This window comes from Streptomyces roseofulvus (assembly GCF_039534915.1).
In the GTDB taxonomy this organism is placed as follows: domain Bacteria; phylum Actinomycetota; class Actinomycetes; order Streptomycetales; family Streptomycetaceae; genus Streptomyces; species Streptomyces roseofulvus.
Genome location: NZ_BAAAWE010000001.1, coordinates 6,258,222 through 6,271,016 on the forward strand (window position 1 = coordinate 6,258,222; position 12,795 = coordinate 6,271,016).

At 73.4% G+C, this 12,795-nt stretch carries 13 protein-coding genes; 2 read left to right on the plus strand and 11 right to left on the minus strand.

Annotation, left to right across the window (positions count from 1 at the left end; all coding sequences use genetic code 11):
* Positions 1 to 129: 129 nt before the first annotated feature.
* The 10 genes from ABFY03_RS28790 to ABFY03_RS28835 form a co-directional block, all read right to left on the minus strand.
* Entirely contained in the window at positions 130 to 1,488 is a 1,359-nt protein-coding gene (locus tag ABFY03_RS28790) for a sulfate adenylyltransferase subunit 1 (protein WP_319010752.1), read from the minus strand.
* A gap of 2 nt (positions 1,489 to 1,490) precedes the next feature.
* The gene (gene cysD, locus ABFY03_RS28795; protein WP_319010751.1) at positions 1,491 to 2,426 is read right to left on the minus strand and encodes a sulfate adenylyltransferase subunit CysD; all 936 of its coding nucleotides are present in this window, start codon (positions 2,424 to 2,426) and stop codon (positions 1,491 to 1,493) included.
* A 121-nt stretch (positions 2,427 to 2,547) separates the two neighbouring features.
* Positions 2,548 to 3,114 carry an adenylyl-sulfate kinase gene (gene cysC / locus ABFY03_RS28800; protein ID WP_346171165.1) on the minus strand — a complete coding sequence of 189 codons (567 nt, stop codon included), beginning with the start codon at positions 3,112 to 3,114 and terminating at the stop codon, positions 2,548 to 2,550.
* Complete coding sequence (locus tag ABFY03_RS28805) at positions 3,114 to 3,830, minus strand: phosphoadenylyl-sulfate reductase (protein ID WP_319010749.1); 717 nt, start codon at positions 3,828 to 3,830, stop codon at positions 3,114 to 3,116. The genes cysC and ABFY03_RS28805 overlap by 1 nt, the downstream gene beginning before the upstream one ends.
* Positions 3,827 to 4,006: a hypothetical protein gene (locus ABFY03_RS28810; RefSeq protein ID WP_346171166.1), complete on the minus strand. Its 180-nt coding sequence runs from the start codon at positions 4,004 to 4,006 to the stop codon at positions 3,827 to 3,829. Before ABFY03_RS28810 ends, ABFY03_RS28805 begins: the two co-directional genes overlap by 4 nt.
* On the minus strand, positions 4,003 to 5,700 hold the full coding sequence (locus ABFY03_RS28815) for a nitrite/sulfite reductase (protein ID WP_346171167.1): 1,698 nt from the start codon (positions 5,698 to 5,700) through the stop codon (positions 4,003 to 4,005). The genes ABFY03_RS28810 and ABFY03_RS28815 overlap by 4 nt, the downstream gene beginning before the upstream one ends.
* A gap of 126 nt (positions 5,701 to 5,826) precedes the next feature.
* Complete coding sequence (locus tag ABFY03_RS28820; RefSeq protein WP_311136957.1) at positions 5,827 to 5,910, minus strand: putative leader peptide; 84 nt, start codon at positions 5,908 to 5,910, stop codon at positions 5,827 to 5,829.
* 460 nt (positions 5,911 to 6,370) lie between these two features.
* Positions 6,371 to 6,940: a GNAT family N-acetyltransferase gene (locus ABFY03_RS28825; protein ID WP_319010746.1), complete on the minus strand. Its 570-nt coding sequence runs from the start codon at positions 6,938 to 6,940 to the stop codon at positions 6,371 to 6,373.
* A 105-nt stretch (positions 6,941 to 7,045) separates the two neighbouring features.
* Positions 7,046 to 8,338 carry a helix-turn-helix domain-containing protein gene (locus ABFY03_RS28830; protein WP_319010745.1) on the minus strand — a complete coding sequence of 431 codons (1,293 nt, stop codon included), beginning with the start codon at positions 8,336 to 8,338 and terminating at the stop codon, positions 7,046 to 7,048.
* A 370-nt stretch (positions 8,339 to 8,708) separates the two neighbouring features.
* Positions 8,709 to 10,355 (minus strand): acyl-CoA dehydrogenase family protein, encoded by a 1,647-nt coding sequence (locus tag ABFY03_RS28835; protein ID WP_346171168.1) that lies wholly within the window; start codon positions 10,353 to 10,355, stop codon positions 8,709 to 8,711.
* 17 nt (positions 10,356 to 10,372) lie between these two features.
* On the opposite strand from ABFY03_RS28835, the gene ABFY03_RS28840 reads away from it, so the two are divergent.
* Both ABFY03_RS28840 and ABFY03_RS28845 read left to right on the plus strand, forming a co-directional pair.
* Positions 10,373 to 11,497, plus strand: coding sequence for a YihY/virulence factor BrkB family protein (locus ABFY03_RS28840; protein WP_319010743.1), 1,125 nt, complete (start codon positions 10,373 to 10,375; stop codon positions 11,495 to 11,497).
* Between the two features lie 24 nt (positions 11,498 to 11,521).
* The gene (locus tag ABFY03_RS28845) at positions 11,522 to 12,268 is read left to right on the plus strand and encodes a helix-turn-helix domain-containing protein (protein ID WP_346171169.1); all 747 of its coding nucleotides are present in this window, start codon (positions 11,522 to 11,524) and stop codon (positions 12,266 to 12,268) included.
* On the opposite strand, the gene ABFY03_RS28850 is transcribed toward ABFY03_RS28845, so the two are convergent.
* Entirely contained in the window at positions 12,196 to 12,606 is a 411-nt protein-coding gene (locus ABFY03_RS28850) for a VOC family protein (protein ID WP_346171170.1), read from the minus strand. The genes ABFY03_RS28845 and ABFY03_RS28850 overlap by 73 nt on opposite strands.
* Between the last annotated feature and the right edge of the window lie 189 nt (positions 12,607 to 12,795).

Here is a 12,795-nt window from a genome sequence, read left to right on the forward strand (position 1 = left end):
ACGGCGCGGGCCGTGCGCGGAGGCGGTCAGCACGCACATCGCGCGACACCTCCGCTGCCCGCGCCGAGGGCGCCGGAGCCGACCCGGCCGCCTTCCTTCGCGAAGGTCCCGAAGAAGTCCCGGGTCATGTCAGAAGTCCCACCCGTCCTCGTCGTCGCCGGCCACGACGGCCTTGGCGGTGGCGAAGGACTCGCCCGCCATGCCGGCCGCGAGGGTGGTGCCGTCGGCGGGGTCGATCAGCAGGAACGAGCCGGTGCGGCGGGAGTCCGCGTACGCGTCGAGCGCCAGCGGCTCCGCGGTGCGGACCCGGACCCGGCCGATGTCGTTGGCGACGAGCTGCCCCGGGTTCGGGTGCTGGGAGAGGTCGTCCAGGGTGAGCCGGGACGGGATCTCCTTGACGATCGCCTTGACCGTGCGGGTGGTGTGCTTGAGCAGCACCCGCTGGCCGACGGTGAGCGGCTGGTCGGCGACGTGGCAGACGGTCGCCTCGACGTCCTGGCTGGTGGCCGGGGCGTCGCCGCTCGGGGCGAGCAGGTCGCCGCGCGAGATGTCGATGTCGTCGGCGAGCCGGATCGTCACCGACTGCGGCGCCCAGGCGATGTCCACGGCCGTGTTTGATCCAAGACCGGTGCCCAGCGCGTCGATCGCGGTGATCGTCGACGTCCTGCCCGACGGCAGGACGGTGATCTCCTCGCCGACCCGGAACGCGCCGGCCGCGATCTGGCCCGCGTAGCCGCGGTAGTCGGGGTGCTCGGCGGTCTGCGGGCGGATCACGTACTGGACGGGGAAGCGGGCGTGGCAGGCCGTCAGGTCGTGGCTGACCGGGACGGTCTCCAGGTGCTCCAGGACGGTCGGGCCGCCGTACCAGTCCATGTTCGCGGACGGCTCCACCACGTTGTCGCCGGCGAGCGCCGAGATCGGGATCGCGGTGATCTCCGGGACGCCGAGCTCGGAGGCGTACGTCGTGAACTCCTCGGCGATCGCCGCGAAGACGGGCTCGGCGTAGTCGACGAGGTCCATCTTGTTCACGGCCAGCACCACGTGCGGGACGCGGAGCAGCGCGGCGACGGCGGCGTGCCGGCGGGTCTGCTCGACGACGCCGTTGCGGGCGTCGACCAGGACCACGGCCAGCTCGGCCGTCGAGGCGCCGGTGACCATGTTCCGGGTGTACTGCACGTGCCCGGGGGTGTCGGCGAGGATGAACCGGCGGCGGGCGGTGGCGAAGTAGCGGTACGCCACGTCGATGGTGATGCCCTGCTCGCGCTCGGCCCGCAGACCGTCGGTCAGCAGCGCCAGGTCGGGGGCGTCCTGGCCGCGCTGGATCGACGCGGCCTCGACGGCCTCCAGCTGGTCGGTGAGGACCGACTTGGAGTCGTGCAGCAGCCGGCCGACCAGGGTGGACTTGCCGTCGTCGACGGAGCCGGCGGTGGCGAAGCGCAGCAGGGTGGTGGCCGAGACGTCGGCGAACTGCTCGGTGGACGTGCTCATGGTTAGAAGTACCCTTCGCGCTTGCGGTCTTCCATCGCGGCCTCGGACATCTTGTCGTCGGCGCGGGTCGCGCCCCGCTCGGTGAGGCGGGAGGCGGCGATCTCGGCGATGACGGCGTCCAGCGTGGTGGCGTCGGAGTCGACGGCGCCCGTGCAGGACATGTCACCGACGGTGCGGTAGCGGATCAGGCGCTTCTCGACCGTCTCCGACTCCTTCGGGCCGCCCCACTCGCCGGCGGTCAGCCACATGCCGTTGCGGGCGAACACCTCGCGCTCGTGGGCGAAGTAGATCTCCGGCAGCTCGATGCCCTCGCGGGCGATGTACTGCCAGACGTCCAGCTCGGTCCAGTTCGACAGCGGGAAGACGCGGACGTGCTCGCCGGGGGCGTGCCGGCCGTTGTACAGCTGCCACAGCTCGGGGCGCTGGCGGCGCGGGTCCCACTGCGAGAACTCGTCGCGGAGGGAGAACACCCGCTCCTTGGCGCGGGCCTTCTCCTCGTCGCGGCGGCCGCCGCCGAACACCGCGTCGAAGCGGTGCTGCTGGATCGCCTCGGTGAGCGGCACCGTCTGGAGCGGGTTGCGGGTGCCGTCGGGGCGCTCGCGGAGCTTGCCGGCGTCGATGTACTCCTGCACGGAGGCGACGTACAGCCGCAGCCCGTGCTCGGCGACGACCCGGTCGCGGTACTCGATGACCTCGGGGAAGTTGTGCCCGGTGTCGACGTGCAGCAGCGTGAAGGGGATCGCCGCGGGGGCGAACGCCTTCAGCGCCAGGTGCAGCATGACGATGGAGTCCTTGCCGCCGGAGAAGAGGATCACCGGCCGCTCGAACTCGCCCGCCACCTCACGGAAGATGTGGACGGCCTCGGACTCCAGCGAGTCGAGGTGCGACAGCGCGAACGGGCTGTCGATCGTGTCATGCGTGTGGGCGACGGTCGTCATGCTGCGTCCCTTTCGTTCTCCGCCGAGGACTTCGTCCAGGGGGTACCCCCATCTCCGCCCACGCGGCGCAGAGCTGCGGCTGTCGTACTCGTCTGCGGACCGGCGGCCGCGCGGACGTCGCTCACAGCAAGCCCCTCTCGGTGAGCAGCGCGTGGAGCTGCGCCGCGGACTCCTGCACGGTCTGGTTCTGGGACTCGATCCGCAGATCGGGCGCCTCGGGGGCCTCGTACGGGTCGTCGACGCCGGTCAGGCCGGAGATCTCGCCGGCCGCCTGCTTGGCGTAGAGGCCCTTGACGTCGCGGACCGAGCAGACGTCGACCGGGGTGGCGACGTGGACCTCGACGAAGGGGGTGGCCGCGGCCTCGTGCCGCTTGCGGACCGCCTCGCGGCTGTCGGCGTACGGGGCGATGACCGGGACGAGGACGGTGACGCCGTGCGAGGCGAGCAGCTCGGCGACGAAGCCGATCCGCTGCACGTTGGTGAACCGGTCCTCGCGGGAGAAGCCGAGGCCCGCGGAGAGGAACTCGCGGATCTCGTCGCCGTCGAGGATCTCGACGCGGCGGCCCTCCTCGCGCAGCCGGCCGGCCAGCTCGTAGGCGATCGTGGTCTTGCCGGCGCTCGGCAGGCCGGTGAGCCAGACGGTGGCACCGGTCACGTGATTCTCCAGGGGGGTGTCGGGGGTGGTCATCAGCCGTGCAGCCCGCATTCGGTCTTGGCACGGCCGGCCCAGCGGCCGGCCCGGGCGTCCTCGCCCGCCTCGACCCGGCGGGTGCAGGGGGCGCAGCCGACGGAGGCGTAACCGTCCATGAGGAGCGGGTTGGTGAGGACCCCGTACTCGGTGACGTAGGCGTCGACGTCGTCCTGGGTCCAGCGGGCGATCGGGGAGATCTTCACCTTCCGCCGCTTCTCGTCCCAGCCGACGACCGGGGTGCCGGCCCGGGTCGGGGACTCGTCGCGGCGCAGTCCGGTCGCCCACGCGGTGTACGCGGTCAGCCCCTCCTGGAGCGGCTTGACCTTGCGCAGCGCGCAGCACAGGTCGGGGTCGCGGTCGTGCAGCTTCGGGCCGTACTCGGCGTCCTGCTCGGCCACGGTCTGACGCGGGGTCAGGGTGATGACGTTGACGTCCATGACGGCCTCGACGGCGTCACGGGTGCCGATGGTCTCCTCGAAGTGGTAGCCGGTGTCGAGGAAGACGACGTCCACGCCGGGCATGGCGCGGGAGGCGAGGTGGGCGACGACCGCGTCCTCCATGGAGGAGGTGACGCAGAACCTGGGGCCGAAGGTGGCGGCGGCCCACTGGAGGATCTCCAGCGCGGAGGCGTCCTCCAGGTCGCGGCCGGCCTGCTCGGCGAGCGCCTTCAGCTCGGCGTCGGTGGTCGCCTCGGTGACCTGAGTGACCGTCATATCTCTTCCCCTCCAGAGGTGTCGACCGAAGTCGCCGAGGCGAGGAGCCCCAGGAACTTCAACTGGAAGGCTCGGCCGCACGCGGCGCATTCCCAGGCCCCGTGGCCCTGCTCGTTCGGGCGCAGGTCCTCGTCGCCGCAGTACGGGCAGTAGAACGGGGCGGCGCGCTCGCTCACGACAGCGCCTCTTCCGAGGCGCGGGCCGCCCAGGTGGCGAAGCGCTCGCCGTCCTCGCGCTCCGCCCGGTAGCGGGTGAGGACGCGCTCGACGTAGTCGGGCAGTTCGGCCGAGGTGACCTTGAGGCCGCGGACCTTGCGGCCGAAGCCGGCCTCCAGGCCGAGGGCGCCGCCCAGGTGGACCTGGTAGCCCTCGACACGGTTGCCGTCGTCGTCCAGGACCAGCTGGCCCTTGAGGCCGATGTCGGCTACCTGGATGCGGGCGCAGGCGTTCGGGCAGCCGTTGATGTTGATGGTCAGCGGCTCGTCGAAGTCGGGGAGGCGGCGCTCCAGTTCGTCGATGAGCGAAGAGCCGCGGCCCTTCGTCTCGACGATGGCGAGCTTGCAGAACTCGATGCCGGTGCAGGCCATCGTGCCGCGCCGGAAGGGCGACGGGGTGACCCGCAGGTCCAGCGCCTCCAGGGCGGCGACCAGCGACTCGACCTGCGCCTCGACCACGTCGAGGACGAGCATCTTCTGCTCGGCCGTGGTGCGGACCCGGCCGGAGCCGTGCGCCTCGGCGATCTCGGCGATCTTGGTGAGGGTCGGGCCGTCCACGCGGCCGACGCGCGGGGCGAAGCCGACGTAGAAGTTGCCGTCCTTCTGCCGGTGCACGCCGACGTGGTCGCGCCAGCGGCCGGCCGGCTCCGCCGGGGCGGGCCCGTCGGTGAGCTTCCGCTTCAGGTACTCGTCCTCCAGGACCTGGCGGAACTTCCCCGGGCCCCAGTCGGCGACGAGGAACTTCAGGCGGGCGCGGTTGCGCAGCCGGCGGTAGCCGTAGTCGCGGAAGATCGAGATGACGCCCTCGTAGACGTCGGGGACCTCGTCCAGGGAGACCCAGGTGCCCAGGCGGACGCCGAGCTTGGGGTTGGTGGAGAGACCGCCGCCGACCCAGACGTCGAAGCCCGGGCCGTGCTCGGGGTGGACGACGCCGACGAAGGAGATGTCGTTGATCTCGTGCGCCACGTCGAGCAGCGGCGAGCCGGAGACCGCGGACTTGAACTTGCGGGGCAGGTTGGAGAAGTCCTTGTTGCCGACGATCCGGCGCTGGATCTCGTCGATCGCGGGGGTGCCGTCGATGATCTCGTCCTCGGCGATGCCGGCCACCGGCGAGCCGAGGATGACGCGCGGGGTGTCGCCGCACGCCTCGGTGGTGGAGAGGCCGACCGCCTCCAGCCGGTTCCAGATCTCGGGGACGTCCTCGATGCGGATCCAGTGGTACTGGACGTTCTGCCGGTCCGTGATGTCGGCGGTGCCGCGGGCGAACTCCTCGGAGATCTCGCCGATCACCCGGAGCTGCCGGGTGGTCAGCCGGCCGCCGTCGATGCGGACGCGGAGCATGAAGTACTCGTCGTCCAGCTCCTCCGGCTCCAGGACGCCGGTCTTGGTGCCGTCCAGGCCCTGCTTGCGCTGGGTGTAGAGGCCCCACCAGCGCATGCGGCCGCGCAGGTCGTTGGGGTCGATGGAGTCGAAGCCGCGCTTCGAGTAGACCGTCTCAATACGTGTCCGCACATTGAGACCGTCGTCGTCCTTCTTGAACTGCTCATTGCCGTTCAGCGGGGTGAAGTGCCCCACGGCCCACTGACCCTCGCCACGGTGGCGTCCGGCCTTGCGGCGGGCGGCGGCGGGAGTGGGGTTTTCCGGGGTGGCGGCCATGGCGTCTTGTCCTTCGGGACTGCGAGAGGGCGGCTCTGACCTGCACACTCGCGCGCAGGACAGAGAGTGGCGCGACGGTGCGCAGCAGGGTCGGGCAGAGGGGGTGGTGCGGCGGTGCTGGCTTGTTCAGCGCGCCGGACAGATGGCGCTGGACATGCGGCCGAGGTCGACGTGCCGCCGACTCACCAAGGCAGTTCCAGTTCCAGGCATGGCGGAAGCGTGTCACGGGACTTTGGACCCAGTCCAGCATCGTCCGTTATGTGGACATGAACGTCTCGCTGTGCGAGACGATGTGGTCTGGGTCACGCCAAAGGGGCCCTGGTCGGGGCCCCTTTCGCGGCGGACCGCGGCGACTCGGCGGACGGATGGACTCCGCGGACCGGCGGGCGCGCGGACCAGGCCGCCGGACCGGCGGACCGGCCCGGCCGCGGACCGGCGGAGAGGCAGGCCGGCGGATGGGCAGGCCGGCGTACGGGCGGACCGGCCAGGTGGCGGACCGGCGTGGGGTCAGGCCGTGAGTCGGCGGGCGGGCAGGCCGACGGAGGGCCGGCCGGCGGAGGGCCGGCCGGCGGAGGGCCGGCCGGCGTACGGGCGGACGGGCGGGCCGGCGGACGGGTGGGCCGGCGGACCGGGTTGGCGTCAGGCCGCGAGCCGGCGGACCGGCGTGGGGTCAGGCGTGGGCGCCGGGCCACGGCCCGGGCGTCTCGCTCTCCTCGGTCTCCTCCACCTTGGTGTCGAAGAGGCGGAAGCCGCGGCGCTCGTAGTTGGCCATCGCGTGCGGACCGTCCAGCGAGCAGGTGTGCAGCCAGACCCGCTTGGTCGGTTCCCGGTCCGGCCAGCGGTCGGCCAGGTCCCAGGCGCGCCGGATGCCCTCGGAGAGCAGGTGGCCGCCGATCCCGCGGCCCCGGAAGGCCGGTATCAGGCCGAAGTAGACGATCTCGACGACCCCGTCGTCCTGCGGGTCGAACTCCACGTACCCGGCCGGCGTCCCCCGGTCGTACGCCACCCAGATCTCGGCGCCCGGCTTCTCCGCGATCTCCTTCCACTGCGCGTAGCTCAGCGGGAGCCGGTCGGCCCAGTTGACGTCGCCGCCGACCGCCGTATAGAGGAAGCGGCTGAACTCGGGGGAGGGGACCTCGGCCCGGCGGACCGTGATGTCGTCGCCCTCGGGGACCCGGGCCGGACGGAGGTCGTCCGGCGAGGTCTGCTCCAGGGACCACGTGGTGAGAGTGATGCTCATGCCCTTATCGCATCATGCGGAGCCGCGGATTCCCAAGGCGGGCCAGGGTGGGGCCCGTCTCTCCGGGTTCCGCCGGACGGAGTGTCCGCCATGTGGACAGTGCGCTCAGACCCTGCTCGCCGACCGGACCGCCGGTGCCGCCGAGTGCGGCAGCAGGTCGGCGGGGTCCTCGGGACGGCGCACCTCCACCGCGATCTCCTCGCGGAAGCGGTACGGGCGGTGCGCCAGGACGCCCGCGAGGGTGCGGCGTACCCGCGACATCTCGGCCCGGACCGTCACCGTCCTCGTCCGGTCGCCGAACACGTCCTCCGCCAGATCGGCCGCCGTCCGCCCGTCCGGGTGCAGGGCCAGCAGGTACAGCAGCTCCGCGTGGCGGGGGCTCAGCTCCTGCTGCCAGCTCCCCGCCGCCCCGGAGACCGCCACCGTCCACCGGCGCGGCCGGCTCAGGTCCAGCACCACCCGGCTCGCCGCGCCCGACTCCGCGCCGGCCGGGGCGGTGTCCTCCTCGACCCGCAGCAGCCAGCCGCCGGGCAGCGGCTCCACCGCGCACAGCCCCAGCGAGGGCAGCCAGACCCGGCCGGCGCCGAACGACTTCGGCAGCACGATCCGGTCCGTCGGGGCCAGCCCGGTCACCGCCGCCGTCCAGCCGTGCGGGTCGACCGCGACGGCCCGGCCGCCCACCCGGCACAGGATCGGCGCGGCCACCGCCCGCAGCCGCTCCAGGGTGCCCCGGTGCCGCTCGCGCAGCTCGGCCTCCGCCAGCCGGGCGACCGAGCCGACCAGGGCCAGCATCGAGGGGTGGAAGGTGGAGGCCGGCCCGCTCACGTCCAGGACGCCGAGCAGCCGCTGGTCGCGCGGGTCGTGGACGGGCGCCGCCGCGCAGGTCCAGCTGTGCAGCGACTGCACGTAGTGCTCGGCGGAGTGGACCTGCACCGCCCGGCGGGTGGCGAGGGCGGTGCCGACCGCGTTGGTGCCGGTGGTGTGCTCGGTCCAGGCCGCGCCCTCCTCCAGGCAGATCCCGTTCGCCTGGCGGATCACCGAGGGGTGGCCCTCCCGCCACAGCACCCGGCCCTGCTCGTCGGTGACCACCATGATCTGGAGCGAGGCGTCGGCGATCCCGGCCAGACCGGAGCTGAGCGTCTGCATCACCTCGGCGAGCAGGGTGCTCCGCCGCCGGTGCTCCAGCTCGTCGCGGCGCAGCAGGACGCTGCGGGTCCCCTGGTCGGGGTCGAGGCCGAGCCGGGCCATCCGCCGCCAGGAGGCGTCGATCTCCGGGCGGGGCGCGATCGGCGGCTTGCGTCCCGCCAGCGTCTCCTCGCGGACGCGGTGCAGCAGACGGGCCGCCTGGGCGGCGTCCATGGTGGCCAGGCGCCTCAAGTCGAGCCGCGTGTTGTTCATCGGTCCCTCCCGCCACCCGGAGTGCTGTATCGGTTCTGCAGTGTCCGGGCGGATGACCGGAGTGTCGTGAGCGCCGTACGGCCCCGTCCGAATTGTCGTCCCCGGCCGTGGCTCGCAGTGTCGCGGGTCCATCGTGCCGTCCGGAAGCCCTCCACGGAGCCCGGTTCGCGTAATCCTGCAACCCTTTGCAACTCTGGCCCCGCGGCACCCCGTGCGTCAGGGTGGTGATGGCGGGTGGTGGTGCCGTGTCGGCGCAGCACCACCCCCGCCTTCCGCGCGTGCCGACCCCGCGCCCCGCTCCGCGGGCCCGCCGGGTCCACCCCTGGTACGCGCGGACCAGCCTTCCGCGCTCCGGGCCCCTGACGCGCCCTCACTCCACCGGCCGCGCCCGCTCCACCACCGCCCGCAGGTCCAGCGTGTGCGGCAGCGTTCCGAAGGCCGAGCCCGTGTCGCCACCCAGCCGGCCCGCGCAGAACGCGTCCGCGACCTCCGGCGGCGCCCAGCGGACCAGCAGCGCGCCCTGCAGCACCAGCGCCATCCGCTCCGCGAGCCGCCGCGCCCGCGCCTCCACGCCCTCCAGGTCGGCCAGCTCCGCGAGCAGCCCGCGGATCGCCCGGTCCAGCCGGGGGTCCGCACCGCGCGCCTCCCCGACCTCCCGCAGATACGCGTCCAGCGCCGCCGGCTCCGTCCGCAGCGCCCGCAGCACGTCCAGCGCCTGGATGTTCCCCGCGCCCTCCCAGACCGAGTTCAGCGGCGACTCGCGCAGCAGCCGCGGCAGCCCGGACTCCTCCACGTAGCCGTTCCCGCCCAGGCACTCCAGGGCCTCCGCCACCACCGGCACGCACCGCTTCGTCACCCAGTACTTCGCCGCCGGCACCGCGATCCGCAGCAGCGCGCGGTCCCGCTCCGACCCCCCTCCGGCGGCGTCGTACGCCGCCGCCAGCCGCATCCCGAGGACGGTCGCCGCCTCCGACTCCACCGCCAGGTCCGCCAGCACGTTCCGCATCAGCGGCTTGTCCGCGAGAAGACCGCCGAAGGCCGAGCGGTACGAGGCGTGGTGCACGGCCTGCGCCACCGCCTGCCGCATCAGCGCCGCCGACCCCAGCACACAGTCCAACCGGGTCGCCGCCACCATCCCCCTCACGGTCCGCAGCCCGCGCCCCTCCTCGCCGACCCGGCGCGCCCACGTCGTCCCGTGGAACTCCACCTCCGCGGAGGCGTTCGAACGGTTCCCGAGCTTGTCCTTGAGCCGCTGGAGCGCGAACGCGTTGCGGGAGCCGTCCTCCAGGACCCGCGGCACCAGGAAACAGGTCAGTCCGCCGGGCGCCCGCGCGAGCACCAGGAAGGCGTCCGACATCGGCGCCGAGCAGAACCACTTGTGCCCGGTCAGCACGTACTCGCCCGGCGCCGCCAGCGGCCGCGCCGACGTCGTGATCGCCCGTACATCGCTCCCGCCCTGCTTCTCCGTCAGCCCCATCCCGAGCAGCACCCCCGCCTTCGAGGCGACCGGCAGCAGCTCCCGCTCGTACACCCGGGAGGCGGCGAGCGGCTCCCAGACCGCCGCCAGCTCCGGCTCGGCCCGCAGCGCCGGCACCGCCGCGTGCGTCATCGACACCGGACAGCCGATACCGGCCTCCGCCTGCGTCGCCACCAGGAAGCCGGCCGCGCGCCGCACATGCCCGCCGGGCCGCCCCCAGGCGTCCGTCAGCCCCGCCGCGACCGCCTTGCCGAGCAGCCGGTGCCAGGCCGGATGGAACTCCACCTCGTCGATCCGGTGCCCGTACCGGTCGTGCGTCCGGAGCCGGGGCGGGTACGCGTTCGCCTGCTCGCCCCACTCCCGCACCTGCTCCGAACCGGTCGCCCGGCCCAGCGCCCCCAGCTCCTCCCGGGCCTCGTCGAGGACCTCCGCCGGCAGATGGCGCCCGACCGCCTCCGCCAGCGCCCGGTCGGACGCGTACACGTCGTACCCCACCAGGGGCGGAGCCTGATTGGTCACGGTGTGGGAGGGCGCTTCCATGCCGATACGGTAAGCAGGTGCAGGCAGCAAGCGAAACACCCGAACGGCCGGAGCGGCGCCCCTGGAGCAGGCTCCACCGCGCCCGCGTCCTCTACCGCAACGTCTCCAAGCGGAAGATGGTCTGGCTGCTCCTCAAGGACACCGTGAACTCGTGCATCGAGTACCGGATCCTCGGGCTGGCCGCCGAGGCCGCCTTCTTCACCCTGCTGTCCCTGCCACCCCTGCTGCTCGGCCTCATCGCCCTCCTCGGCTACGCCGACGACTGGACCAACACCGACACGGTCGCGTCCATCCAGGAGAACATCCTCCGGGCGGCCGGCACGGTCCTCTCCGACCGCGGCGTCCACGAGATCGCCCAGCCCGTCCTCGACGACATCACCCGGGCGAAACGTCCCGAGCTCGTCTCCCTCGGCTTCGCGATCGCCCTGTGGTCCGGCTCCCGGGCGGTGAACGTCTTCATCGACACCATCACCGTCATGTACGGTCTCGACGGGCACCGGGGCATCGTCAAGACCCGCCTCCTCGCGTTCCTCCTCTACATCGTGGCGCTCCTGATCGGGGCGGTGGTGCTGCCGCTCGCGGTCGTCGGCCCCGACCGGGTCGTCGAACTCGTCACCTGGGGCACGGACGTCGTCGCCGTCCTCTACTGGCCGGCCGTCATCCTGCTCTCCATCGCCTTCCTCACCACGCTCTACCACGTCTCCGTCCCCGTCCGGTCCCCCTGGATCGAGGACATCCCCGGCGCGCTCGTCGCCCTCGCGATGTGGGCCTTCGGCAGCTTCCTGCTCCGGATCTACCTGACGAGCCAGGTCGAGGGCCCCACCATCTACGGCTCCCTCGCCGCGCCCATCGCCATCCTCCTCTGGATCGGCGTCTCCGCCTTCGCGGTCCTCGTCGGCGCCGCGGTCAACGCGGCCATCGACCGCGTCTGGCCCTCCGTCGCCACGGCCGCCGCCCGCGAGGCCAACGAGCGCGCCCGCGCGGTCCAGGCCGCGGAACTCGTCGCCCGCATCCGCGCGGAGGCCGAGGACGTCGACGAGGACGACCCCGACATGCCCTCGGAGTTCCCCGAACGCTGGTCCCGGTTCCTCCCCCCGGACGACGTCAAGGCCCGCCTCCACACGGGCTGGGAGAAGGACTGACGGAGCCCGTCTAGCCTGGGGAGGATGTACGAGGAGCGCCCCGCCCGGCTCGACGGCGCCGTCCTGTGGACCCGGACGGCGCCCGCCCCCGTCGTCTCGGACGCCCTCGTCGTCCCCGACGGCTGCATGGACCTGATCTGGGCCGACGGCCGGCTCCTCGTCGCGGGCGCCGACACGCGCGCGTACCGCGCGGACACGCCCGTCGCCCGCTACGCGGGCCTCCGCTTCGCCCCCGGCGACGCCCCCGGCTTCTTCGGCGTCCCCGCCCACGAACTCCGTGACCGGCGGGTCCCGCTCGGCGCCCTCTGGGGCGAGGCCGCGGCACGGCGGCTCGCCGAGCGGATCACGGACGCCCCCGACCCGGCCGCCGCCCTGGAGGAGTTCGCGCTGCGCAGGGCCGCCGACACCCCGGGACCCGATCCGCTGCTCCGGGCCGTGGTGGCCCGCCTCGCGGCCGGGCGGACGGTCGCCGAGACCGCCGACGCGGTCGGGCTCGGCGCCCGGCAGCTGCACCGGCGCTCCCTCGACGCCTTCGGCTACGGCCCCAAGACCCTCGCCCGCGTGCTGCGCCTCCAGCGCGCGCTCGCCCTGGTCCGGGCCGGGGCGCCGTTCGCGGAGGCGGCACTGCGCGCGGGCTGCGCCGACCAGGCCCATCTCGCCCGCGAGACCCGGGCCCTGGCCGGCACGACGCTCACCGCCTACGCGCGCTCCGCCGCCTCGTCCGCGAAGAGCGACACCCCCGAGCCGTCCGGGTCCAGGACCACCGCGTAGCGCTGCCCCCACACCGCGTCCCAGGGCTTCAGGTGCCCGCCGTACCCGGCGGCGACCAGCTCCTCGTACACCGCGTCCACCGCCGCCGGCGACCCGCACCGGAAGGCGAGCTCGATCCGGTGGCCGCCGGCCGGCCGCGTCCAGCCGGGGTCGAAGGAGCGGACGACGTCCTCCGTGTCCCAGGCGATCCGCAGCCCGCCGGGCAGCACCGCCTCCACGTGCGGTGCGGACTCCGCGCCGGCCGGGATGTCCAGGCCGAGGCGCCGGTAGAACGCGAGCGAGGCGGCCATGTCCGAGACGACGAGGCCGACGAGGTCGAGACGAGGGGTGAGGTCCATGGCGCCACCGTAGGCCCGCCCCCCGCCCCCGGTCTTGTACGAATCGGACGCGGACATTCGGCCCGATCCGCCGTCCGGAAGCCGCCGTTCGGCAACCGGGACTGCTCCACCGGACGACGTCGGAGCGAACTCTCGCCGATTCCATGACGTCGCGTCAGCGGAGCTGGTACCCGTTCTCCCAGGATCACG

Excerpts from the sequence above, each read along its gene's own strand:
- ABFY03_RS28790 (WP_319010752.1), bottom strand. The coding sequence starts at position 1,488 with ATGAGCACGTCCACCGAGCAGTTCGCCGACGTCTCGGCCACCACCCTG.
- cysD (WP_319010751.1), bottom strand. The coding sequence starts at position 2,426 with ATGACGACCGTCGCCCACACGCATGACACGATCGACAGCCCGTTCGCG.
- cysC (WP_346171165.1), bottom strand. The coding sequence starts at position 3,114 with ATGACCACCCCCGACACCCCCCTGGAGAATCACGTGACCGGTGCCACC.
- ABFY03_RS28805 (WP_319010749.1), bottom strand. The coding sequence starts at position 3,830 with ATGACGGTCACTCAGGTCACCGAGGCGACCACCGACGCCGAGCTGAAG.
- ABFY03_RS28815 (WP_346171167.1), bottom strand. The coding sequence starts at position 5,700 with ATGGCCGCCACCCCGGAAAACCCCACTCCCGCCGCCGCCCGCCGCAAG.
- ABFY03_RS28820 (WP_311136957.1), bottom strand. The coding sequence starts at position 5,910 with ATGCCTGGAACTGGAACTGCCTTGGTGAGTCGGCGGCACGTCGACCTC.
- ABFY03_RS28825 (WP_319010746.1), bottom strand. The coding sequence starts at position 6,940 with ATGAGCATCACTCTCACCACGTGGTCCCTGGAGCAGACCTCGCCGGAC.
- ABFY03_RS28830 (WP_319010745.1), bottom strand. The coding sequence starts at position 8,338 with ATGAACAACACGCGGCTCGACTTGAGGCGCCTGGCCACCATGGACGCC.
- ABFY03_RS28835 (WP_346171168.1), bottom strand. The coding sequence starts at position 10,355 with ATGGAAGCGCCCTCCCACACCGTGACCAATCAGGCTCCGCCCCTGGTG.
- ABFY03_RS28845 (WP_346171169.1), top strand. The coding sequence starts at position 11,522 with ATGTACGAGGAGCGCCCCGCCCGGCTCGACGGCGCCGTCCTGTGGACC.
- ABFY03_RS28850 (WP_346171170.1), bottom strand. The coding sequence starts at position 12,606 with ATGGACCTCACCCCTCGTCTCGACCTCGTCGGCCTCGTCGTCTCGGAC.